The organism is Vibrio sp. E150_011, assembly GCF_053544015.1.
Genome location: NZ_JBHFOL010000002.1, coordinates 267,693 through 290,265, shown reverse-complemented (window position 1 = coordinate 290,265; position 22,573 = coordinate 267,693). Strand labels below are relative to the sequence as shown.

The following is a 22,573-nucleotide window of genomic DNA, read 5'->3' as shown; positions in this document are numbered from 1 at the left end:
CGACGAGATGATAACGTCTAATGAACGGCCATTAAAGACAACAACGGATCATACTGTCTAAACAAAAAATCCGATCACCGCGGCAACCAGTTTGTGCCTGACACGGTACCGCTAAACCACTATAGCTTACAAAGGTTGCCGCTGACACAGGTGAAAAATGGCACGTGACAATCGTCAATTGATGACGACCATCAACAGCTGCCCTGCGCTTGACCTCTATCTCGATAAACCACGAGGTAGAGACATACAAAAAATAACATCAGCGAAGAAAGTTACGAATCGAACTGATACAACCAACTTGCGAAAAGAACTTCGCCGTTAAGGCCAGGACTCATGCGTAATTGCTCTCTCAGTGCTTGAATTCGACTCCCTTGTTGAAATAAACACTCATAGCTAAATAGTTGACTCAATACTTTTGCTTCTCGAAGCTTCGACACACCATCGACGCCTAGTGATTGTTTTTGAGCTGCACACAATAGATGCCAATACCATCCTAGGACTATCGAAAAGTCTATCTTACTTTTTGCTATCTCACTCCACACAATAGAGGTGTCAAGTCGACTACCCTGCAAAAAAGTAAGGAATGACGCCATGATTTGATCGTAAGACTTATCCTGTTTATCTTTTAAAAAGTTAAGAACCGTTAGAGGTTCATAACTGCATAGATAACCCGCAGACTCAGGCACTGGCTTACCCCATTGTTCACTAACCCAATCCAAGCACGTTTGCGCATTAGGTAAAGCGATATGCCATACTTCGCAGCGACTCCGAATGGTAGGAAGCAATAACCGTGCATTCTCTGCCGACAACAAAAACATGCAGTTCTTGGGAGGCTCTTCCAATGTTTTGAGCAAAGCATTCGAAGAGGCAACATTCATGGTTTCTGCATTTGGAATGATGATGACACGGGTTCGGCCAAACGCAGAAGATTCGTAAGCCCACTTGTTTGCTTGACGAATCTGGTCAACCGATAAGGCCTTTTTATCTTTTTCTGGAAGCAAATAATGAACATCAGGATGTGATTCACTTTTTAATAAATCACATGAATGGCAAAAGCCACACGCTTCTGAATGATCGTTCTGACACATAACACCAGCAACGTACTTCGCTATTAAAGCATCCGAAGCTAGGCCATCTTGCGCTTGAATCAATAAGGCACCAGGCATTCTCTCATTATCGAGGTTCTGTTTAAGCTGAAGCCATAGACTTTGAAGCCAAGGATAGCTTTCCACTACTTACTCCTTCTGCTCTATTAGCCACGCTTGCACCGCCTCTTTGATACTGCTCTGCACACCGTCAATCGATTGGCTCGCATCGATAATAGCCACACTGTCGTCAGACTCCGCCATCGTAAGATAAGAAGCACGAGTACGTTCAAAAAAACCAATATCCATTTTTTCAATACGGTCCAGTTCGCCACGTCCACGCGCACGCTCAAGCCCCAGCCTTGGGTCAATGTCCAGATACAGCGTAAAGTCTGGTTTGAAATCTCCTAGGGCAATCTTCTTGAGAGACTGCATGGTCCCCTGATCTATCTGACGACCACCACCTTGATAAGCCTGAGATGACATATCATGACGATCACCAATGACCCATGTTCCCTGTGCTAATGCAGGCTTAATTACGGTTTCTACTAGCTGAATTCGAGCGGCGTACATAAGTAATAGCTCTGAACGGTCTTGCAGCGCTTCATCAACCTGTTCTTCTTTGACCAATGCCCGCATTTTTTCCGCGAGGGTCGTCCCTCCCGGCTCACGGGTATTAGTAATATGGCTGATACCTGCTTTTTCTAGTTCTGAACGAAGTGTTGCAATCGCAGTACTCTTACCTGCGCCTTCTAATCCTTCGATGACAATAAATTTGGCTTGACTCATTTTTGGCTTCTTATCGTTCTTAAATACTGTTGTACGGCGCGATTGTGATCTCTGAGGTTCTTGGAGAACACGTGCCCTCCTTTACCACTCGCCACAAAATAGAGATAGTTACTTTTCTCTGGATTGAGCGCAGCATGAATAGAGGCTTCTCCAGGCATAGCGATCGGTGTTGGCGGCAAGCCATCAATCACATAGGTATTGTAAGGCGTTTTCTCACGCAGGTCTTTCTTACGAATATTACCGTCATATCTATCACCCATGCCGTAAATAACCGTAGGATCAGTTTGTAAGCGCATTGGTCGATTCAAGCGATTGACAAACACAGACGCCACACGCTCTCGTTCAGAAGCAACCGCCGTCTCTTTCTCAATAATCGACGCCAGGATGAGTGCTTCATATTGATTATTTAGCGGCAGGTTTTCCTGCTTCTCATCCCAGTTTTTATTTAACACTCGATTCAATTTAGTATGAGCGCGGCGAAGAATATCAAGGTCAGTATCGCCAACAGAATAATGGTAAGTTTCCGCTAGAAATAAGCCTTCAAGTTTATGTTGCGAAATATCAAGCGCTTTCGCAATGTCAGCCTCAGACATTTCGCTGGTAATTTTGTTTAAATGGTCCGCTTCAATGAGCTGCTCACGCCATTCTTTAAACGTAGAGCCTTCAATAAAGGTAATCGCAAGCTGAAATTCCGTACCTTCGTTTAACACGTCAATGGCCTGAGTGAGATCAATACCGGGCTTGAGCTGGAAAGTTCCGACTTTAAGTTGAGACAGCTCAGGATGAAAACGACGAACTAATTGGGTAAATGGGCTTGCTTCTATCCAACCATTATCCTCAAATTGAGAAAATACTGTATTGAGGTTGTTTCCACGTTTAACCGTGACCAACTGAGGTGATTCAATACGAAGCGTCTGACCGAGAAAAGCATCAACACCTTTCTGAGCGTAAAATAGAGCACCAAGTGCCACTGCACTTAACACAATAATTAACATTAATAGCTTTTTTAACACTGACCTAGATTCTCCTGAATACGTCTTGTAATGCTGCCTATTGGCAACGAAGCTTCCTGAATTCTGTTCACAGGTGCAACCCCTAGAATACAATTCGACACAAATATTTCTTCTGCTGTCATTATCGAAGTCACAGGAAACTCTCCAATGTGCAGCGTGATCCCTAAGACCTCGAGTGCTTTAATTATCTGCTCTCTCATGACACCGGCTACGCCAGAATAAACGAGTGAAGGTGTATAAACCGCACCGCGGTGGACCCAGAATACATTTGCCATGCTCGTTTCTATAACATTGCCATTGAGATCAAGAGCAAGGCCATCATCAAAATTTGTTTTCTCTATTTCCGCTTTGACCAGCACCTGCTCCAATCGATTGTTGTGTTTAATCCCGGCTAACAATGGATTAAGTCCGAGTCGAGTATCACATAACATCAACGATAGTCCGCGTGATTTAAGCAAACCATAATGGGAAGGGTAATCGAATCGACTTATAGTGGTAATCGGTCCATCACCCACCAATGTACTATACCCTCGTCCGCCTTCACCTCGACTCACATGAACTTTCAGTCCAGCAAGTGGTGTCTTGAGTGCAATAGATGACAAATTGTCATGAACAGCAGACCAATCAGGGTGCGGTATTTGTAATGTGTCGAGCGCCGTGTTCATTCTAGCAATATGTTGAGGCCACAATTCTAGATTGCCACATTTTGTCAGTATCGTTGTAAAGCAACCGTCACCGTACTGAAAACTTCTGTCCCGTACTGATACGTTGTCGATGAGCTGTCCATCTCGCCAGAACATGTTTCTTCCTTAAATAAACAAACGGCTTAATGCTAAAGCATCAAGCCGTTTGAATACAAGTGACTTTTTAACGCGGTGATTAGATCTTCTTAAAGATAAGCGATCCGTTTGTACCACCAAAGCCAAAAGAGTTACATAGTGCATATTCCATATCAACTTTACGAGCCGTGTGAGGCACTAAGTCGATATCGATTTCTGGATCTGGGTTGTCTAGGTTGATTGTCGGCGGGACAATTTGATCAACAAGAGACATCACCGTAATAATTGCTTCAGCCGAACCAGCAGCACCTAAAAGGTGCCCCGTCATTGACTTAGTAGAAGACACTAAAACTTGCTTAGAACCGGCTTCACCTAGTGCGCGCTTGATACCGTTGATTTCTGCAACGTCACCCGCTGGTGTTGATGTTCCGTGAGCATTAACATAACCGATCTGTTCACCAGTTACGCCCGCATCACGCATCGCCGCTTCCATTGCTAACGCACCACCTGAACCATCTGCGCTTGGCGATGTCATGTGGTAGGCATCGCCACTCATTCCGAAACCAACGATTTCAGCATAAATTTTAGCGCCACGAGCTTTCGCATGTTCGTATTCTTCAACAACCATTACGCCTGCGCCGTCTCCTAATACAAAGCCATCGCGATCAACATCCCAAGGACGTGAAGCTTTTTGAGGCTCGTCATTACGAGTCGACAAGGCTTTAGCAGCACCGAAACCCGCCATGCCTAAAGGCGTAGACGCTTTTTCAGAACCACCAGCAACCATCGCATCAGCATCGCCATAAGCGATCATACGAGCGGCGTGGCCGATATTGTGCAAACCAGTGGTACACGCTGTAGAAATAGCTATGTTAGGGCCACGTAAGCCTGCGAAGATAGATAGCTGTCCAGCAACCATGTTAACGATGGTTGATGGTACAAAGAAAGGACTTACACGACGAGGGCCTTTACCTACCAACGCATTATATCCCGCTTCGATTAAGTCTAGACCGCCAATACCAGAGCCGATTGCCACACCGTAACGGTGAGCATTGTCTGGATTAACTTCAAGGCCTGAGTCTTTAATAGCTTGCATGCCTGCCACGATGCCATATTGGATAAATAAATCCATTTTACGTGCATCTTTTTTAGTCAGGTATTCACTGTAATCAAAGTCTTTGACTAAGCCAGCGAAGCGAGTGGAGTATTCAGTTGCATCAAAGTGCTCGATATTAACGATACCACTTTGACCTTCTAATAGGGCTTTCCATGAAGATTCTACGGTGTTGCCTACCGGTGACAACATACCCATGCCAGTGACAACAACACGACGCTTGGACATGATTTTATTCTCCGGGGGATTGAAATGATTCTATTTGAAAGGATAGAAGATGGTTAAAAAAACACAGGCGGCCAGAAGGCCGCCTGGGAGAGATATTACTGAGCGCTATTTACGTAGTCGATAGCCGCTTGAACAGTAGTGATTTTCTCTGCTTCTTCGTCAGGAATCTCAGTATCGAATTCCTCTTCTAGAGCCATTACTAGCTCAACTGTGTCTAGAGAGTCTGCACCTAGATCGTCAACAAATGAAGCTTCGTTTTTAACTTCTGCTTCGTCTACACCTAGCTGTTCTACAATGATTTTTCTTACGCGTTCTTCAATGTTGCTCATTTTTCTTTTCCTTTACAGATTTCGCTCAATGCGATGTTTCCGTAGTTTATTCGAACTGTTGAAAGTTGCAAGGGGGTCCTTGCTGGTCAAACCACAATTTTCGCGAATTTAACCGAAATTCAGTACATTTTTGACTTAAATCATGCACAAAAGTTGCGCAGATCAAACCATATACATGCCGCCGTTCACGTGAAGAGTCTCACCCGTGATATAAGCCGCTTCTGGAGATGCAAGAAATACAACTGCTGAAGCAATCTCACGAGGGTCACCTAAACGACCTGCAGGTACGTTCGCTAGTGTAGCAGCTCGTTGCTCATCATTCAGCGCTTTTGTCATATCAGTTTCAATAAAACCTGGTGCAACTGTGTTCACCGTCACACCACGAGAAGCCACTTCACGTGCCAAAGACTTAGTAAACCCAATGACACCCGCCTTCGCAGCTGCATAGTTCGCTTGACCTGCGTTGCCCATCGTGCCAACAACAGAACCTACATTAATGATACGGCCTTGACGTTTTTTCATCATGCCACGCATCACTGCCTTAGAAAGACGGAAGATCGAAGTCAAGTTGGTGTCCATGATATCTGTCCATTCGTCATCTTTCATACGCATTAACAAATTATCGCGGGTAATACCTGCGTTGTTCACCAGAATATCAATAGGACCAAATTCGCTGGTCATTTGCTTTAGCGACGCTTCGATCGATGCAGTATCAGTTACGTTCAACGCAAAGCCTTTACCGTTCTCACCAAGATATTCACTAATAGCAGCAGCGCCATTGTCCGTGGTAGCAGTACCAATAACCGTTGCGCCGCGTTCTACAAGCAGTTCTGCTATAGAACGGCCAATACCGCGACTTGCACCCGTTACTAAGGCAATCTTGCCTTCTAGGTTCATCATTTTACTTTTCCTTATTATTTCGCTGCTTCAAGTGATGCAGAGTCATTAACTGCTGCCGCACTTAGCGTTTTAACAATGCGTTTCGTTAAACCTGTTAGTACTTTGCCAGGACCGAGTTCAAATAACTTCTCAACGCCCTCTTCACTCATTTTTTGCACGCCTTCGGTCCAACGAACCGGGCTATGCAGCTGCGCAACTAACGCGGCTTTAATCTTCTCAGGATCCGTTTCTGCAATCACAGCAACATTGTTGATGACAGGCAATGTTGGAGCACTGAATTCAATGTCTTGTAACGCGACAGCAAGCTTATCAGCTGCAGGCTTCATCAAAGCACAGTGAGATGGTACCGATACCGGTAATGGCAGCGCACGTTTGGCACCCGCTTCTTTACACAGTACACCCGCTCGCTCAACCGCTGCTTTATTACCCGCAATAACGACTTGACCTGGTGAGTTGAAATTGACAGGCGAAACGACTTCACCTTGCGAGGCTTCTTCACAAGCATTGGCAATGGCTGCGTCATCTAAACCGATGATGGCATACATTGCTCCAACGCCTGCTGGGACGGCTTCTTGCATTAATTGTCCACGCAATTGAACCAATTTGATCGCTTCTTTGAAATCAATAACGCCTGCACACACTAGCGCAGAGTATTCACCAAGGCTATGTCCCGCAATCATACTTGGTTGCTCAAGACCTTGTTGCTGCCAAACACGCCAAATAGCGACAGAAGACGCTAGCAATGCCGGTTGAGTTCGGTGCGTTTGATTAAGGTCTTCTGCTGGGCCATTTTGGACAAGTGCCCACAAATCATAACCTAAAGCGGCGGACGCCTCAGCGAAGGTTTCCTTAACAATGTCAAACTGCTCACCAAGTTCAGCAAGCATACCAACTGTTTGTGAACCCTGACCAGGGAACACGATTGCAAAATTACTCATTGATATTTCCTTAAACAACGCAATCAATATAAATAGGGATAACTCAATACTCGGAGTTAGAAACGGACCAAAGCCGCACCCCAAGTAAATCCGCCGCCAAAGGCTTCGAGCAATAAATTTTGGCCACGTTTAATTCGTCCATCACGCACCGCTTCATCAAGGGCAGTTGGTACGGTAGCGGCAGAGGTATTACCGTGACGATCCAGAGTGATAACCACCTGATCCATTGGCATACCTAACTTTTTCGCTGTGGCGGAGATAATACGATAGTTGGCTTGATGTGGTACTAACCAATCCAGTTCGGATTTATCCATGTCGTTTGCTGCCAGTGTATCTTTCACTAACTTAGACAACTGCGTCACCGCCACCTTAAAGACTTCGTTACCTGACATACTGAGCCACTTATCAAGCTCTCCGCCTCGAACTGGCATCTCAAGACTAAGTAGATCGCCAAATCGACCATCCGCATAGGTATGTGTTGATAGAATGCCGGGCTCTTCACTGGCGCTAAGAACAACCGCTCCAGCGGCATCACCAAACAAAATGACCGTTGAACGATCAATTTCTTCAATTGTCTTTGATAAGCAATCAGAGCCAATCACTAGAACGTTTTTACACATACCCGTTTTAATATGTTGATCAGCAACAGATAAAGCGTAGACAAACCCAGTACATGCTGCTGCCATGTCAAAGGCGGGACAGCCTTGAATACCTAGCTTAGCTTGAATTTGACAGGCCGATGAAGGAAAGGCGTGACTGCTGCTCGTGGTGGCAACAATGATCATATCGATATCATTTTTATCGATACCGGCCATCTCAATGGCATTTACAGAGGCGTGATACCCCATATCAGCAACGGTTTCATCTTCAGCGGCGATACGGCGTTCTTTAATGCCAGTACGCGTCACGATCCATTCATCCGTAGTCTCTACCATTTTCTCTAAGTCTGCGTTTGAACGCACCTGAGACGGCAAGTAGCTGCCTGTACCTAATATTTTGCTATACATGAAGACTATTATTGCCTCTCGAGTAACACTGCTTCTAGACGATCACTTATTTGGTTAGGCACTTGACGCCTAACCTCGTGGACTGCTTCGCCTATAGCATTAACAAGTGCTGGAATATCAGCACTTCCATGGCTTTTAATGACAATGCCGCGCAATCCTAACAAACTTGCCCCATTATACTGGTCGGGGTTCAGTGTTTTCACCTCACTTATAAGATCAGAAAACAATATTCGCGCTATCCATCCTTTAAGTGTTGAGGCGGACAAACGAGCTTTCAGCTTATCAACAAAAAGTTGAGCTGTACCCTCACATGCCTTTAGTACTGTATTTCCTACAAAACCATCACACACAACCACATCCGCTGCATCATGAAGTAACTCATTACCTTCAATATAACCAATATAATGGATAGAATGTGTTTGCGACAACATTTCAGAGCAACGTTTTACTAAATCATTGCCTTTAATCTCTTCAGCGCCAATATTGAGTATCGCGACTCTTGGTTTTCTCCCCAAGTGCTGCTCCGCAAGTGCACTGCCCATCACCGCAAACTGAAACAATGAATCGGCGTCAACAGATGCGTTTGCACCGAGGTCCAGCATCCATGTTTTATTACCCAGTGCAGTAGGAAGAGCAGAAACTAATGCTGGCCTATCAATGCCAGGTAGAAGCTTGAGACGAAAACGTGAAAGCGCCATCAATGCGCCCGTATTACCGCTGCTCACACAGGCATCAGCTTGTTCTGATTCAACGAGATCAATCGTGACGCGCATTGACGTATCGTGGCTATGACGAAGGGCTAAAGAAGGTTTTTCTGAATTCGATATGACACGGTCACTGTGCACGACCGTAAGACGGTTGTGACATTGGTAACCGAGTTCGGTAAGTTGGTTTTGTATCGCCACTTGATCGCCGACGATAATAACTTTCAGCTCTGGGAAATGCGACAATGCCTGCACGGCGGCAGGCACTGTTACGGAAGGACCGAAGTCCCCGCCCATTGCATCAAGTGCAACGGTTATATTATGCAAAGGTCAACCTTACTTGTTGATAACCTTTTTGCCACGGTAGTAACCGTCAGCAGTCACATTGTGACGTAGGTGAGTTTCACCTGAAGTTGCGTCTACAGATAGAGCACTAGTAGTTAGCGCATCATGTGAACGACGCATGCCACGCATTGAACGTGACTTTTTGCTTTTTTGTACGGCCATTGACCCTACTCCTATGTAAATGCTTAAAAATTATTTCTTTAAGCTTTTCAAAACATCGAATGGATTCGGTTTCTCTTCCACAATAGCTTCTTCTGGAAGTTCACCAAACACCATGTTATTTGAGTTAACGCTACAATCTGCGTCGTCATGCATTGCTATTTGAGGCAGGTTTAAGATGAACTCGTCTTCAACTAGTCGTATCAAATCTACTTCACCGTATTCATTAAGATCTACCAAATCATAATCTTCAGGTGCTTCCTCTTCACTTTTCTCACTAAAATAAGGAGTATAAGTAAATTGGACTTCGCACTCATGTGCGAAAGATTCGTTACAACGTTGACACTCTAAGTCGACTTCGATGTTAGCTTTACCAGAGATAACAACTAATCGCTGTTCATCATGCCCAAAGGACAATGATACGTTCGCATCGCGTTTTACGCTTTCAACTGACTCGTGAAGACGCTTGAATAAACTCACTTGGATGATGCCATCTAAATCGAGTCTTTTCTGTGCTGTCTTGGACGGATCAACCGTTCGCGGTATTTTTACCTTCTGCATAGGGCGCGAATATTATCTTCCAAATCAAATTTAGTCAAAGAAAAAGGCAAAAAAGTTGTACTTTTTTCACCTTACGTTTAAGAATCTCCAGATTACTCTAAAAACCACTTAAATGATAAAAAAATGATAGCAAAAATGGAACCAATTCAATTGATCCTCGCCTCAACATCGCCTTATCGAGCTGAGTTACTTGCCAAGTTAGGGCTGCCGTTTATTGCAAAGTCACCCCACTTTGATGAAACTGCGCACCCTAGTGAGTCACCACACGACTTGGTGAAGCGATTAGCACTAGGAAAAGCCGAAGCGCTATCACATGAACCTAACTCACTCGTCATTGGTAGCGACCAAGTATGTGTGATTGATGGCAGCATAATAGGTAAGCCGTTAACTCGCGAAAATGCGATTAAACAACTCTCAGCACAAAGTGGGAAAACCATCCGTTTCTATACCGGCTTAGCACTCTACGATACCGTTAATCATAAATCTCAAGTATGCGTCGACACGTTTGATGTCACATTCAGGCAATTGAACCTGCAGCAGATCACCCGATATGTGGATATAGAACAACCACTGCAATGCGCTGGCAGTTTTATGAGTGAAGGTTTAGGCATCAGTTTGTTCGCATCCATGAATGGTAAAGATCCCAACACACTCGTTGGTTTACCACTAATTGAGCTTGTCTCGATGCTAGAAAAACATGGAGTATCGCCATTAAGTTAGCCGTATCGTTCGATTACGCGCAACCATTGATTAGGCTAAACATTGACAATAGTCACTGTCAGTTAGACAAGCCGACAGGGTTCGAACTGACAACGCTAAAGCGTGTCAGCAATTGACGGTCTTAACGATGCGAGCAATACCATTAAGGTCATATTGCTCGAATCATGTCATATTGCTCAAATCATCAAAGTGTTATTTTAAACGAGAAAGAGCTTGGGTTAGTTTAGGCTCCATCTCTGCATGTATCTCCATACGCTCTTCAGTCGCAGGGTGCACAAATATAATATTTGCGGCATGCAAGAACAGACGATTAAGACCCACCTTCGCGGTGTAAGCATCAAAACGGCGATCACCGTAACGATCATCCCAAGCAATCGGATGACCCGTATATTGAGCGTGCACACGAATTTGGTGAGTGCGTCCGGTAATCGGACTCGCCTGAACCAGCGTCGCGTCTTCAAATGCTTGAAGCACTTTAAAACGAGTTTCTGACGCTTTGCCATTCGGGTTGACTCGGACAATGCTGTTTACTTCGTTTTTCAACAGCGGCGCTTTCACCACTTTGCAGCTTGGCTTCCAATTTCCCATGACAAGTGCAAAATAATATTTCTGTACGGTTTTCTCTCTAAACTGCGCTTGCAAATGTCTCAATGCAGACCGTTTTTTTGCCACCAAAAGAATACCGGAAGTATCCCGGTCAATACGATGAACTAATTCAAGAAAGCGAGCTTGAGGACGCAACGCCCTAAGCGCCTCAATGGCCCCAAACTTCAAACCACTGCCGCCGTGGACTGCCGTACCGGATGGCTTGTTTAGAATCAATAGATGATCGTCTTCATGGATAATAAACGATTCCAATTCTGCGACTTTATTCAACTTAGTGCTCACTGGCGCCTCGTCGTCTTTTTCCTCAATCGTCACAGGTGGAATTCGAACGATATCCCCCGCTTGAAGCTTGTATTCCGCTTTAACTCTTTTTTTGTTAACGCGAACTTCTCCCTTGCGGACAATTCGATACACCACACTTTTCGGTACACTTTTTAATTGGTTGCGCAAAAAGTTATCAATGCGCTGACCAGCCATATCGTCGTCTATATCGACAAATTGGACTTTAGTTCTTATTTCACTCATTTGGCGATTATAACACCCAAAGCGTCAAGAAAATAACGCTTTCTTCTACCTAACCCCGCCTGATTACCCACGCACCAATTCATCGCAAGCTCGTTTAACGTAGCATGGACAAGCTGTGGATAAATTTCATCCAATTTGCACAAAGAAAAATGAGCATTAGCAAAATAAGACGAAAATTCAGGCAATTAGTCGACTTTGAAACACTTTAAAGCTGTTTTTTTCTGTGGTTTGTCGTAAAGCTGATTGCCGATAAATCCTTGCACTGCTATAGTTCACAGCTGCGTAGGATGATTAGATTGTATTTTACTATTTATCAGCATTATCCATACGTAATCTACACCATGAGTAGAGCCCTTAATATTGAGACGCTGCGTACGGCATAAGACGTTGATAATTAAGGCAGCCTTGTCATCTACTCACGTATTCGTGTTTTGAGTATTACCGCCATATGCGGATCACCCAAGTAGAACTTGTGTGATGACTGTAGTGCCCCAGAGCATCCCCTCCAGCCGGGAGGCTGCATTTATTAGCCATGGGATCAGGCACCACGAGGTACGACCTCTGTGACAAGAGCAACGATGAAAACAAAGAAAATAAAACGAGAATTACCGTAATGAAAAGAATGTTAATCAACGCAACTCAAAAAGAAGAGTTGCGTGTCGCTCTGGTTGATGGCCAGCGACTATTTGACCTTGATATTGAAAGTCCTGGTCACGAATCAAAAAAAGCAAATATCTATAAAGGTCGTATCACACGAGTTGAGCCTAGCTTAGAGGCCGCATTCGTTGACTATGGCGCTGACCGCCACGGCTTCCTTCCTCTTAAAGAAATTGCACGCGAATACTTCCCAGCTGGTTATACCTACCAGGGTCGCCCAAGCATCAAAGATGTCTTGAAGGAAGGCCAAGAAGTTATCGTGCAAGTTGAAAAAGAAGAGCGTGGTAGCAAAGGCGCGGCACTCACAACCTTTATTTCACTCGCAGGTAGCTACCTAGTATTGATGCCAAATAACCCAAGAGCTGGCGGAATTTCTCGTCGCATCGAAGGTGATGAACGCACAGAACTTAAGGCAGCACTAAGCACGCTTGAACTACCACAAGGTATGGGGTTAATTGTCCGTACTGCAGGTGTAGGCAAAAGTGCCGAAGAGCTAGAGTGGGATTTAAAATTCCTTCTCAATAACTGGGGCAACATTAAAAATGCTTCAGACGCTAACCCTGCACCTTTCCTCATTCACCAAGAAAGTAACGTCATTGTCCGTGCTTTACGTGACTACCTACGTCGCGATATTGGTGAGATCCTAATTGATAGCAACACAATCTACGAACGTGCAAAACAACACATTGAGCACGTTCGTCCAGATTTTGTCAGCCGCGTTAAAAAATACGACGGTGAAGTGCCACTGTTTAGTCATTATCAAATCGAAAGCCAAATCGAGTCTGCGTTCCAGCGTGAAGTTCGACTCCCATCTGGTGGTTCAATTGTTATCGACCCAACAGAAGCATTGACCTCTATCGATATTAACTCAGCTCGTGCAACAAAGGGCAGCGATATCGAAGAAACAGCACTTAACACCAACCTAGAAGCTGCTGACGAAATTGCTCGTCAACTTCGTCTACGTGACCTAGGTGGTTTGGTGGTTATCGACTTTATCGATATGACACCAGTGCGTCACCAAAGAGAAGTAGAGAACCGCCTGCGTGAAGCCGTCCGTATCGATCGTGCTCGCGTTCAAATCGGTCGTATCTCACGCTTTGGTTTACTTGAGATGTCTCGCCAACGTTTAAGCCCATCATTGGCTGAAGCGAGTCACCACATTTGTCCTCGCTGTACGGGTACCGGTGTGGTTCGTGACAACGAATCCCTAGCACTTTCTGTCCTTCGCTTAATCGAAGAAGAAGCGCTAAAAGACAATACGTGCCAAGTCCTAGCGATTGTACCGGTACCAATTGCCTCTTACCTTCTTAATGAAAAACGCCGTTCTGTCAATCACATCGAACGCGTGCAAGAAGTTAAGATTACTATTGTTCCAGACTCTGATATGGAAACGCCTCATTTCGAGGTAATTCGTGTCCGTGATGGCGAAGAGCATGACCTTCTTTCTTACCTACTTCCTAAGAAGATCGACGCGCTTAAAGAAGCCGAGAGCAAAGAAGTTCCTGAAACTGAAATCAAGCCACGTAAGATCGAGCAACCTGCTGTTCAAGGTTTTGCAACGCCGGCACCAACACCAACGGCACCAAAGCCTGCCCCTAAAGCAAAAGCGGAAGTGGCAAAAGACAGCAATGAACCTGGCTTAGTGTCGCGTTTGTTCTCGGCTATCAGTGCTTTCTTCTCTTCGACTGAAGAACCGAAGAAAGAAACCGAAGAACCAGAGAAAAAAGACACTCAACGTAACGACAAGCCACGTCGTAACAACCGTAACGACCAACGCCGTCGTAATAACCGTGATTCTCGTGACAATGACCGCAACAGGAATCGTCGTAAGCCGACTCAAGAAAATGACACTGCGAAAGAGCAAGCGGATACGGCTCAAGAGCCTCGCAAGCCACAAAATCGCCGCAATAAGCCACAAAATCGTCGCAATAAGTCACAACGCGAAGATGTAGCGAATAAGTCAAAGGTCGAAGAGCAAGGTCAGCAAATCGCAGCCGAGGTTCAAGCTGAAAAAGCCGCCCCTCGCGCGGAAGAGAAAGCACCTCGTACCGAAGAGAAGACTGCGAAGATCAAAGAGCGCCGTCAACGTCGTAAGTTGACCAAGCAAATTCGCACCAAAGGTCAAAACGCTCAGCAAGAAGTTGAACCTGCAGTTCAAGCCGTTGAGAGCGCAAAAGCACAAGACGATAAAGTAGTACAGACGACTCAGGCTGTTGAAGCCGTTGTTGATGCTGCTCAAACAGATGCACCTGCAAAAGAGGAAGGCAAACAGCGCCGAAACCGCCGTTCACCTCGTCATTTGCGAGCAAGCGGACAACGTCGTCGTCGTGGTCGTGACCGTCGTCCAAATCCGTTTAGACTAAGAAAAGGTGGCGTTGCCTCTCCTGAGATGGCAATGGGTAAAGTAATGCCAAGCTACGGTATTATCAAACCAGCACCAAAAGCCAAAGCACAAAAAGAGCAAGTGAATGACGTAACCATTCCAATGATCACTTCAGGTGTATCTCGCCCTGAAATGGCAATGGGTAAGGTGATCATCCTAAGCTCTGCAGTTATCGCTGAAGCGAACGTTGCTAAAGCAGCAGCGGTACAAGCCGCTGTGGTTGAGCCTAAGGTTACAGAAGCGGCAGTTGTCGAAGTGAAAGCAGTTGAGACAGCTCAGGTTGTCGAAACACCAGCTGTCGAAGCGCCGAGTGTTGAAACCGCTATCGTTGAAACCCCAGTAACTGAAGTGCCTGTTGTTGACGTTCCGGTTGTTGAAAAGCACATCGTTGAAGAACCAACTGTTGAAGCGCCAGTTGCTGAAACCGTCACCCCAGCTGTAGAAGCGAAAGCTGAGCCGGTTAAAAAAGCGGTAGCGAAAGCGAAACCAACAAAGATCACAGCCAAAGGGCACGCAAGTGCAGGAATGGCGAAGGCTCCAGGTCAAGCTGAGCTAGGTCAAATTGAAATTAAAGCTGCAGCTCTTAAAACCGAACGCTACACACCAAAAGGTGCAGGTAGCCAGGTTGCACGAAGTAGTGCTGGTGCAGGAATGACTAAACCTAACTATTAATTAAGTTAAGTCATTAACAATGTAAGATGGGCTGCCTTTGGGCAGCCCTTTTTTTATGCTAATTTAATTCGACACATTTCGTTTCATTATTGAACTTCTCCTCACATTTCTGTAGCATGCGCAACCTTGTCCTTTTCATTACCAATACGCCATATCTTTGTCACATGATAAGTAGATAATGACAGTAATTAGCTTTGAATTGCCGCAAATTTTGCAGCAACACCCCTTTTTAATAATGTCGTCGCTTGCGCTGTTTGGAATGGATTTTTATCCAACACAACTATTGAATTGAATCCTATGTTTGAGTTTCCACAATTTTCGAAGCACTCCGTTAAAAACGATGTGTTATCAGGGCTAACCGTAGCCTTAGCGTTAGTACCCGAAGCGGTAGCTTTTGCTTTCGTCGCAGGGGTTGACCCGATGGTAGGCCTTTATGCGGCCTTTATCGTGGGCCTAATCACCTCTATTTTTGGTGGTCGCCCGGGAATGATATCTGGTGCAACGGGTGCAATGGCGGTAGTAATGGTGAGCTTAGTGGCCACCCATGGGGTGCAATATCTATTTGCGGCTGTTATGTTCGCTGGCTTTTTGCAGATTACCGCCGGTTTATTTAAGCTGGGTAAATTCATTCGCATGGTGCCACACCCCGTCATGATTGGTTTTGTTAACGGCCTAGCGATTGTTATTTTCCTTGCTCAAATGGGACAATTTAAAGCCCCAGATATCAATGGTGTTATGACCTGGTTGCCACAAGGGCAGATGATCATCATGTTAGGCCTAGTCGCTTTAACTATGGCTATCATTCATTTCTTACCAAAACTTACCACTGCCGTCCCTTCATCACTTGTTGCAATAGTCGGTGTTACTGCTCTAGTGCACTTGTTAGGGTTAGAAACCCGTACGGTCGTTGATTTCCTTAGAACGATGTCTGGTGACGTCTCAGCCACGCTAGCAGGCTCGCTGCCGACTTTCTCCATCCCAGCGGTTCCGTTCACGCTTGAAACCTTTAACATCATTCTTCCATACGCCATCATCTTAGCCGCTATCGGTTTGATTGAATCATTGCTGACTCTAACGGTACTTGACGAGATGACTAATACTCGTGGCCAATCAAACCGTGAGTGTGTTGGTCAAGGTCTTGCGAATGTTACCTGCTCCGTATTCGGTGCTATGGGTGGTTGCGCGATGATTGGACAGTCAATGATTAACGTCAACTCCGGTGGTCGTGGTCGTTTATCTGGAATTGTTGCCGCTGGTGCTCTACTGTTCTTCATTTTATTTGCTTCCGCAATGATTGAAATGATCCCTCTAGCTGCACTGGTTGGTGTCATGTTTATGGTGGTTATCGGTACATTCGAATGGGCGACGTTCAAGCTTGCTCGTCGTGTACCAAAACAAGATTTCTTCGTCATCGTCCTAGTCACGGTTGTTACCGTTCTAACAGACCTCGCTGTTGCCGTTGCGATTGGCGTTGTTGTCTCTGCGTTGATGTTTGCTTGGCAACACGCGAAGCATATCTATGCAAGTAGCCACACCAATGAGGAAGGCTCAAAAGAATATAAGGTGAATGGCCCTATCTTTTTCGGTTCTGCCGCTAACTTCCTAGAGTTGTTTGATGCGCCTAACGACCCGCAAGATGTAATTGTTGATTTCGCTCAATCACGCGTCGCTGACCACTCAGCTATTGAAGCTATTGAGACCTTGGCAGAGCGTTATAATGCGGTAGGTAAAACCTTACACCTAAGGCACCTTAGCCCTGATTGCCGTGCGCTGTTGCAAAAAGCAGGAAGCCTAGTTGAGATTAACGTTAAAGAAGACCCAAGCTACAAAGTGGCTACGGACATTCTTGCAGGTTAATGAACGGCGGTTAGCGAGGATTAAGAATCTCGTGTAATACAAAAATAATAAGGGACCACGAGGTCCCTTATTATTTGATGGCTACATAGTTAGATTCTTTGGAAGCAAACCATCAAGCGCTTAACTATCCGCAACCTTCATTCTTACAATATCAGCTTGATCCGCTGAAAATTGTTTTTTCAATTCTGATTTAGATTTGAAGGATATTTCCCCTCCTGCCGCCACTGACATGTGCTGCGGGTCAACATTATGCTTCGACTGATACAACATCACTGCCTGCATACAGGAATCTTTCTGTTCTTGTGACAAAGCTGCACCCTCTGGCCATCTGCCAGTCTCACATGCATAAATAAGGCGGTCATAGACATCAGGTGTCATTGCGTTTAAGAGTTGCTCTACATCCATTCTGAACCTTCTTTTTCTCAAAATTACAGTGGCGCAAAAACTGAGTTCTGCGAGGTTAATTCCTTACTGGAACCATAACCTGATGATACACTGAGTCAAGTTGAGCTCCATCATTCAGTGTTTCTGATCACAAGTAAATCAATGAAAATACATTACGCCGTACTCTTACTCGCTTCCTCTTCTCTTTTAACAGGTTGCTTTGAATCTAGAAAAAACACCGACCAAGTATGTTCGTCAGAACCTGGGCTTGAATGTTCATCACTTAATGTCAACGATGGACAATGTCGAATCGCGCGCACCGACTTGATCTGGCATCGTTACGAGACATTAGATACTTTTACTGAGCCCTCTCAGATCGAAGAATTTTATTTACTTCGAGAATATCGGAAATGCTTAGAGCTTGCGTCGCAAATACAGCCTATTGAGCAAGCCGCATTAAAAGAAAAGCGCTTTAATGCTCTTGTTTACGCCATAGATGAGCAAATGCGAATACAAACCAAACTGATGTCATCGACTAAGCCCGAGACATTATATTTTTTATGGAGTGAGACGGGCAATACCATGGCAAAGAGGCGCTTTCTTGCAATGGAAGGCGATGCTGCATTGGAAACAGCAGCAATGCAGTACGCATTAGCCACTTACTACATCTCACGAGACAAGTTGAAAACACACGAATTATTAGTCCATTCATTGGAGCTATCTTCCGATGGAAATATCAATACTGATGCACTTAAATCTTTGGCGAGTGTTAATTACACGTTATCACGTCCACGCGAATCCTATCTTTGGACCATGGTCGGCAAGCAATTCAATATCCCTATTGTTTCTAACAATGAATTAAAGCGGTTGTTTGCTCTAAATCATGACGAATATCGTCAACTTGATGAACAAGCTGAGGCGATTGTGTCGTCTCTGGAATCAGGAGCGTTTAATCGCAACCAATCACTCATTACTTTTTCACATTAAATCCACTCACCTTAGGGATCACTACCCTTTATAATCATTAGCCTCTAAAACGAAAAACGCGCGCCTGCGCGTTTTCTTAGTCAATACTGATTTGTAATAATGATACAATCGGCCGATTAAAATCTGTTTTAACTTTCACTTTTGTTGAAAATTAACGACACAGAGTTAACGCAATAACGTTCCCCTGTTGTTTTTGGACCGTCTTCAAATACATGCCCTAAATGACTATCACATGTGCTACAACGTATTTCTACTCTCACCATACCGTGACTCGTATCATCAATATAACGAATAGCATCGCTGCGTAGCGGCGCATCAAAACTCGGCCAACCACAGCCAGAGTCATACTTGTTGTTTGATTCAAACAGTGCAACACCACAACAAGTACAGCGATAAAGGCCGCTATCTTTATTGTGTAACAAGGTACCACTGAATGGTGCTTCAGTGCCCTGTTGTCGACAGACTCTATACTGTTCTTCCGTCAGCTCATCACGCCAGTCTGCATCAGTCTTAGTCACCGTTTTTTTTTCATCACTCATGACCTTTACACTCCCTTTTTTATTGACTACATTTTACTCACTCTGAGATTGTTCAAAGAGTAAACTTTGCTGTAGCACGCTGTTTAACTATATGACGCCGTCTGTTTCAAATATGTTAACCCAGCTAACCACAAAGGTTAAACACATAATTTTAACATTACAGAAATACAACTAAAGTTCAAAAAACAGTCACTTATTACTAAACGTTAAGAAATCCGACACTTTTTTTTGACTTTAAACAAATTAATTTCGATTATCTATTGAAGTTAGTGACTGGATTCTGTAATTTTACTACCAGTTATCTTAAAACAGAAATTAAGTTGTGGAGCAACATAATGACTATCAAAGTAGGTATTAACGGTTTTGGCCGTATCGGTCGTTTCGTATTTCGTGCAGCGCAAGAGCGCAACGATATCGAAGTAGTAGGTATTAACGATCTAATCGACGTTGAGTACATGGCATACATGCTTAAGTACGATTCAACACACGGCCGTTTCAACGGTACTGTTGAAGTTGAAGGTGGAAACCTTATCGTTAACGGTAAAACTGTACGTGTTACAGCAGAGCGCAACCCAGAAGATCTTAAATGGGATGCAATCGATGTTGACGTAGTTGCTGAAGCAACTGGTCTTTTCCTAACTGATGAGACTGCACGTAAGCACATCACTGCTGGTGCTAAGAAAGTTGTTCTAACTGGCCCTTCTAAAGACGCAACTCCAATGTTCGTTATGGGTGTGAACGATTCAACTTACGCTGGTCAAGACATCGTTTCTAACGCTTCTTGTACTACTAACTGTCTAGCACCTGTTGCTAAAGTTCTTAACGACAAGTTCGGTATCGAATCTGGTCTTATGACAACAGTTCACGCAACTACAGCAACTCAAAAAACTGTAGATGGTCCTTCAGCGAAAGACTGGCGCGGTGGCCGTGGTGCTTCTCAAAACATCATCCCATCTTCAACTGGTGCAGCTAAAGCAGTAGGCGTTGTTCTTCCAGAACTAAACGGCCTTCTAACTGGTATGGCTTTCCGTGTACCAACTGCTAACGTATCTGTAGTTGACCTAACTGTTAACCTTAAGACTGCTGCATCTTACGAAGCAATCTGTGCTGCGATGAAAGAAGCATCTGAAGGCGAGCTTAAAGGTGTTCTAGGTTACACTGAAGACCAAGTAGTATCACAAGATTTCATCGGTGAAGTTCAAACTTCAGTATTCGATGCTAAAGCTGGTGTTGCTCTAACTGACAAATTCGTTAAAGTTGTATCTTGGTACGACAACGAAATCGGTTACTCAAACAAAGTTCTAGACCTAGTAGCTCACATCTCTAAGTAATGTAAGCATCTAGCTCCAACTTTAAAAAAGGCGACTCTTAGGGTCGCCTTTTTTGTACCCAAAAAGTGTGTATTCCTATTCTGAGGTGTCAAAATATGGACTTTAATGCCCTACCCGCATCAACAGTACTTTCCGATTTCGTGACTATCACCCAATACGGCGACAATAAAATTGTTCGCGTTATTCACCCTAAAGCGTCGGCTGCTATCTCCCTTCATGGCGGACACGTTCTTTCTTATCAACCAACAGGTCAAGACGACTTAATCTGGATGAGCAAAGACGCTATCTACGACAATACAACCGCATTACGTGGTGGTATTCCGATATGTTGGCCTTGGTTTGGACGTATCGCGGCCCCTGCTCATGGTTTTGCTCGCACGACTGAATGGGCGCTACTTGAGCACCGTGAAAATGATGACGGTGTGATTATTAGCCTAGGTCTTAGCGACTCTGAAGCCACACGAAACATTTGGCCTCACCAGTTCTCGTTGGTATTAAATGTCGAGATTAACGATGAATTACGAGTAACACTCAGCGCGACAAATACTGATAATGCGCCATGGGTTTTCTCCGGAGCACTTCATACTTACCTGAACGTTGGTGATATTACTGCAACGGAAGTCACTGGTATGGGACTAGATTATATTGACAGCCTGCTTGAGGGAAAACGCTGTGAAGGCGGCGCTTCCTTAATGCTTACTGATACTATCGACCGTGTATACACCAGCCCTGAAACTGAAATACTGGTTAATGATCGCGCATTGAAACGATGCCTGTCAGTGGAGAACCGAGGTCACAATTCAGCCGTACTATGGAACCCATGGGCGGCAGGAGCTCAAGCGATGGGCGACATGAATGATGATGGTTATCAGTCGTTCTTATGTGTTGAGTCAACATTGCACGCCCCTTCACTACAACAAGGCCAACAAGTTGCTCCCGGTGAAACTTACCAGCTATCCACGGTGATCGGAAAGCAATAAAATCACACACGCATAATTGCGAACCATTAACGATATGGTTAGACTTAGCAAAATTTTTCATGAGTCTAACCGTATGTCTTACCAATGCCCTCTTTGTCATCTTCCATTGTTACAGCACGAGCGCTATTTCGCTTGTGAAAACCGTCATCAATTTGATATGGCAAAAGAAGGTTACGTGAACTTGATGCCCGTTCAGCACAAGCAATCAAAAGATCCCGGTGACAACAAAGAGATGATGCAAGCAAGACGCACTTTTCTCGCTCATGGTTTTTATGCGCCAATGCGTGATGCCGTCGCGCAATCTTTGCTAACTCACACTCCATCAGGTCCATTAAATGTCCTCGATATTGGATGTGGAGAAGGGTATTACACCCATTATTTTGCTCAATATCTCACCGATCATCTAGTCACAGGACGAGGAATCGCTGAGCAATCCACTGAAGTAAATGTCTACGGCTTAGATATCTCCAAAATAGCAATCCGGTACGCCGCAAAGCGATATTCTAATGTGGACTTTTCTGTCGCTTCAAGCCATCGTTTACCGTTTGCCGATGAGACTCTCTCTGCCATTATTCGAATCTACGCGCCATGTAAGCAAGAAGAACTGGCACGTTGCCTTAAAGATAATGGCATCGTGGTCACAGTGACACCAGGCGCCCATCACCTGTATGAATTACGAGAACTGATTTATACCGATGTCCGCCTGCATGATGAAGAAGTCGAGGACCTTTCTCAGTTCAACCTTATTTCCGAAGATAAGCTAAACTACGTAATGGGCCTTTCCGGTGAACAAGCCTATGATTTACTCCAAATGACGCCATTTGCTTGGAAAGCCACAGACGAACTTCGAGCGACATTAAAAGATACTAGTCAGTTTGCATGCCAAGCGGACTTCATCGTCAGGGTATTCAAAAAAGCATAATGCAAATAGTTATCAATTAGATTGAATCAAGTCTCTATCTCGATTATCATCTTTCTTCC

At 44.7% G+C, this 22,573-nt stretch carries 22 protein-coding genes; 7 read left to right on the top strand and 15 right to left on the bottom strand.

What is annotated here, in order from left to right; translation table 11 throughout:
• Window positions 1-272 precede the first annotated feature (272 nt).
• The 12 genes from ACE1OE_RS04495 to yceD form a co-directional block, all read right to left on the bottom strand.
• Complete coding sequence (locus ACE1OE_RS04495; protein ID WP_449210285.1) at window positions 273-1,232, bottom strand: DNA polymerase III subunit delta' C-terminal domain-containing protein; 960 nt, start codon at window positions 1,230-1,232, stop codon at window positions 273-275.
• A gap of 3 nt (window positions 1,233-1,235) precedes the next feature.
• Window positions 1,236-1,874, bottom strand: coding sequence for a dTMP kinase (gene tmk / locus ACE1OE_RS04490; protein WP_449210284.1), 639 nt, complete (start codon window positions 1,872-1,874; stop codon window positions 1,236-1,238).
• Entirely contained in the window at window positions 1,871-2,887 is a 1,017-nt protein-coding gene (gene mltG, locus ACE1OE_RS04485; protein WP_449210283.1) for an endolytic transglycosylase MltG, read from the bottom strand. The genes tmk and mltG overlap by 4 nt, the downstream gene beginning before the upstream one ends.
• On the bottom strand, window positions 2,881-3,687 hold the full coding sequence (gene pabC, locus ACE1OE_RS04480; protein ID WP_449210282.1) for an aminodeoxychorismate lyase: 807 nt from the start codon (window positions 3,685-3,687) through the stop codon (window positions 2,881-2,883). The genes mltG and pabC overlap by 7 nt, the downstream gene beginning before the upstream one ends.
• Window positions 3,688-3,766: 79 nt before the next feature.
• Entirely contained in the window at window positions 3,767-5,008 is a 1,242-nt protein-coding gene (gene fabF, locus ACE1OE_RS04475) for a beta-ketoacyl-ACP synthase II (protein WP_102471683.1), read from the bottom strand.
• 95 nt (window positions 5,009-5,103) lie between these two features.
• Window positions 5,104-5,337: an acyl carrier protein gene (acpP, locus tag ACE1OE_RS04470; RefSeq protein ID WP_027697107.1), complete on the bottom strand. Its 234-nt coding sequence runs from the start codon at window positions 5,335-5,337 to the stop codon at window positions 5,104-5,106.
• 162 nt (window positions 5,338-5,499) lie between these two features.
• Complete coding sequence (gene fabG / locus ACE1OE_RS04465; protein WP_372060698.1) at window positions 5,500-6,234, bottom strand: 3-oxoacyl-ACP reductase FabG; 735 nt, start codon at window positions 6,232-6,234, stop codon at window positions 5,500-5,502.
• 17 nt (window positions 6,235-6,251) lie between these two features.
• The gene (fabD, locus tag ACE1OE_RS04460) at window positions 6,252-7,175 is read right to left on the bottom strand and encodes an ACP S-malonyltransferase (RefSeq protein ID WP_102471685.1); all 924 of its coding nucleotides are present in this window, start codon (window positions 7,173-7,175) and stop codon (window positions 6,252-6,254) included.
• A 56-nt stretch (window positions 7,176-7,231) separates the two neighbouring features.
• Entirely contained in the window at window positions 7,232-8,182 is a 951-nt protein-coding gene (locus tag ACE1OE_RS04455; RefSeq protein ID WP_449210281.1) for a beta-ketoacyl-ACP synthase III, read from the bottom strand.
• 8 nt (window positions 8,183-8,190) lie between these two features.
• Window positions 8,191-9,213, bottom strand: a complete 1,023-nt coding sequence (gene plsX, locus ACE1OE_RS04450) for a phosphate acyltransferase PlsX (RefSeq protein WP_449210280.1) — start codon at window positions 9,211-9,213, stop codon at window positions 8,191-8,193.
• A gap of 9 nt (window positions 9,214-9,222) precedes the next feature.
• Window positions 9,223-9,393 (bottom strand): 50S ribosomal protein L32, encoded by a 171-nt coding sequence (gene rpmF, locus ACE1OE_RS04445; protein ID WP_017025198.1) that lies wholly within the window; start codon window positions 9,391-9,393, stop codon window positions 9,223-9,225.
• A gap of 30 nt (window positions 9,394-9,423) precedes the next feature.
• Window positions 9,424-9,951: a 23S rRNA accumulation protein YceD gene (gene yceD, locus ACE1OE_RS04440; RefSeq protein WP_102471688.1), complete on the bottom strand. Its 528-nt coding sequence runs from the start codon at window positions 9,949-9,951 to the stop codon at window positions 9,424-9,426.
• Window positions 9,952-10,086: 135 nt separating this feature from the next.
• Here yceD and ACE1OE_RS04435 point away from each other — a divergent pair, with 135 nt between their 5' ends.
• Entirely contained in the window at window positions 10,087-10,671 is a 585-nt protein-coding gene (locus tag ACE1OE_RS04435; protein ID WP_449210279.1) for a Maf family protein, read from the top strand.
• A 192-nt stretch (window positions 10,672-10,863) separates the two neighbouring features.
• On the opposite strand, the gene rluC is transcribed toward ACE1OE_RS04435, so the two are convergent.
• Window positions 10,864-11,802, bottom strand: coding sequence for a 23S rRNA pseudouridine(955/2504/2580) synthase RluC (rluC, locus tag ACE1OE_RS04430; RefSeq protein WP_102471690.1), 939 nt, complete (start codon window positions 11,800-11,802; stop codon window positions 10,864-10,866).
• 613 nt (window positions 11,803-12,415) lie between these two features.
• Between rluC and rne the strand changes: the two genes are divergently transcribed.
• Window positions 12,416-15,514 (top strand): ribonuclease E, encoded by a 3,099-nt coding sequence (gene rne, locus ACE1OE_RS04425; protein WP_449210278.1) that lies wholly within the window; start codon window positions 12,416-12,418, stop codon window positions 15,512-15,514.
• Between the two features lie 297 nt (window positions 15,515-15,811).
• Window positions 15,812-17,371, top strand: coding sequence for a SulP family inorganic anion transporter (locus ACE1OE_RS04420; protein WP_102471692.1), 1,560 nt, complete (start codon window positions 15,812-15,814; stop codon window positions 17,369-17,371).
• Between the two features lie 120 nt (window positions 17,372-17,491).
• Here the strand turns inward: ACE1OE_RS04420 and ACE1OE_RS04415 are convergent, their stop codons facing one another.
• Window positions 17,492-17,776, bottom strand: coding sequence for a YeaC family protein (locus tag ACE1OE_RS04415; protein ID WP_372060568.1), 285 nt, complete (start codon window positions 17,774-17,776; stop codon window positions 17,492-17,494).
• A gap of 141 nt (window positions 17,777-17,917) precedes the next feature.
• On the opposite strand from ACE1OE_RS04415, the gene ACE1OE_RS04410 reads away from it, so the two are divergent.
• Window positions 17,918-18,742, top strand: coding sequence for a DUF2989 domain-containing protein (locus ACE1OE_RS04410; protein WP_449210277.1), 825 nt, complete (start codon window positions 17,918-17,920; stop codon window positions 18,740-18,742).
• A 128-nt stretch (window positions 18,743-18,870) separates the two neighbouring features.
• Here ACE1OE_RS04410 and msrB read toward each other — a convergent pair whose 3' ends face one another.
• Window positions 18,871-19,281: a peptide-methionine (R)-S-oxide reductase MsrB gene (gene msrB / locus ACE1OE_RS04405; RefSeq protein WP_102471695.1), complete on the bottom strand. Its 411-nt coding sequence runs from the start codon at window positions 19,279-19,281 to the stop codon at window positions 18,871-18,873.
• 335 nt (window positions 19,282-19,616) lie between these two features.
• Between msrB and gap the strand changes: the two genes are divergently transcribed.
• The 3 genes from gap to rlmA all read left to right on the top strand — a co-directional run bounded on the left by gap (window position 19,617) and on the right by rlmA (window position 22,514).
• The gene (gene gap, locus ACE1OE_RS04400) at window positions 19,617-20,612 is read left to right on the top strand and encodes a type I glyceraldehyde-3-phosphate dehydrogenase (RefSeq protein ID WP_102471696.1); all 996 of its coding nucleotides are present in this window, start codon (window positions 19,617-19,619) and stop codon (window positions 20,610-20,612) included.
• Window positions 20,613-20,707: 95 nt separating this feature from the next.
• A complete protein-coding gene (locus ACE1OE_RS04395; RefSeq protein WP_449210276.1) occupies window positions 20,708-21,592 on the top strand; it encodes a D-hexose-6-phosphate mutarotase in 885 nt (294 codons plus the stop codon).
• Window positions 21,593-21,665: 73 nt separating this feature from the next.
• A complete protein-coding gene (gene rlmA / locus ACE1OE_RS04390; protein WP_449210275.1) occupies window positions 21,666-22,514 on the top strand; it encodes a 23S rRNA (guanine(745)-N(1))-methyltransferase in 849 nt (282 codons plus the stop codon).
• Window positions 22,515-22,573 lie beyond the last annotated feature (59 nt).

Excerpts from the sequence above, each read along its gene's own strand:
- msrB (WP_102471695.1), bottom strand. The coding sequence starts at position 19,281 with ATGAGTGATGAAAAAAAAACGGTGACTAAGACTGATGCAGACTGGCGT.
- gap (WP_102471696.1), top strand. The coding sequence starts at position 19,617 with ATGACTATCAAAGTAGGTATTAACGGTTTTGGCCGTATCGGTCGTTTC.
- ACE1OE_RS04410 (WP_449210277.1), top strand. The coding sequence starts at position 17,918 with ATGAAAATACATTACGCCGTACTCTTACTCGCTTCCTCTTCTCTTTTA.
- acpP (WP_027697107.1), bottom strand. The coding sequence starts at position 5,337 with ATGAGCAACATTGAAGAACGCGTAAGAAAAATCATTGTAGAACAGCTA.
- rlmA (WP_449210275.1), top strand. The coding sequence starts at position 21,666 with ATGTCTTACCAATGCCCTCTTTGTCATCTTCCATTGTTACAGCACGAG.
- ACE1OE_RS04420 (WP_102471692.1), top strand. The coding sequence starts at position 15,812 with ATGTTTGAGTTTCCACAATTTTCGAAGCACTCCGTTAAAAACGATGTG.
- rne (WP_449210278.1), top strand. The coding sequence starts at position 12,416 with ATGAAAAGAATGTTAATCAACGCAACTCAAAAAGAAGAGTTGCGTGTC.
- ACE1OE_RS04435 (WP_449210279.1), top strand. The coding sequence starts at position 10,087 with ATGGAACCAATTCAATTGATCCTCGCCTCAACATCGCCTTATCGAGCT.
- rluC (WP_102471690.1), bottom strand. The coding sequence starts at position 11,802 with ATGAGTGAAATAAGAACTAAAGTCCAATTTGTCGATATAGACGACGAT.
- yceD (WP_102471688.1), bottom strand. The coding sequence starts at position 9,951 with ATGCAGAAGGTAAAAATACCGCGAACGGTTGATCCGTCCAAGACAGCA.
- ACE1OE_RS04415 (WP_372060568.1), bottom strand. The coding sequence starts at position 17,776 with ATGGATGTAGAGCAACTCTTAAACGCAATGACACCTGATGTCTATGAC.
- ACE1OE_RS04455 (WP_449210281.1), bottom strand. The coding sequence starts at position 8,182 with ATGTATAGCAAAATATTAGGTACAGGCAGCTACTTGCCGTCTCAGGTG.
- ACE1OE_RS04395 (WP_449210276.1), top strand. The coding sequence starts at position 20,708 with ATGGACTTTAATGCCCTACCCGCATCAACAGTACTTTCCGATTTCGTG.
- fabG (WP_372060698.1), bottom strand. The coding sequence starts at position 6,234 with ATGAACCTAGAAGGCAAGATTGCCTTAGTAACGGGTGCAAGTCGCGGT.
- fabF (WP_102471683.1), bottom strand. The coding sequence starts at position 5,008 with ATGTCCAAGCGTCGTGTTGTTGTCACTGGCATGGGTATGTTGTCACCG.
- rpmF (WP_017025198.1), bottom strand. The coding sequence starts at position 9,393 with ATGGCCGTACAAAAAAGCAAAAAGTCACGTTCAATGCGTGGCATGCGT.
- tmk (WP_449210284.1), bottom strand. The coding sequence starts at position 1,874 with ATGAGTCAAGCCAAATTTATTGTCATCGAAGGATTAGAAGGCGCAGGT.
- pabC (WP_449210282.1), bottom strand. The coding sequence starts at position 3,687 with ATGTTCTGGCGAGATGGACAGCTCATCGACAACGTATCAGTACGGGAC.
- fabD (WP_102471685.1), bottom strand. The coding sequence starts at position 7,175 with ATGAGTAATTTTGCAATCGTGTTCCCTGGTCAGGGTTCACAAACAGTT.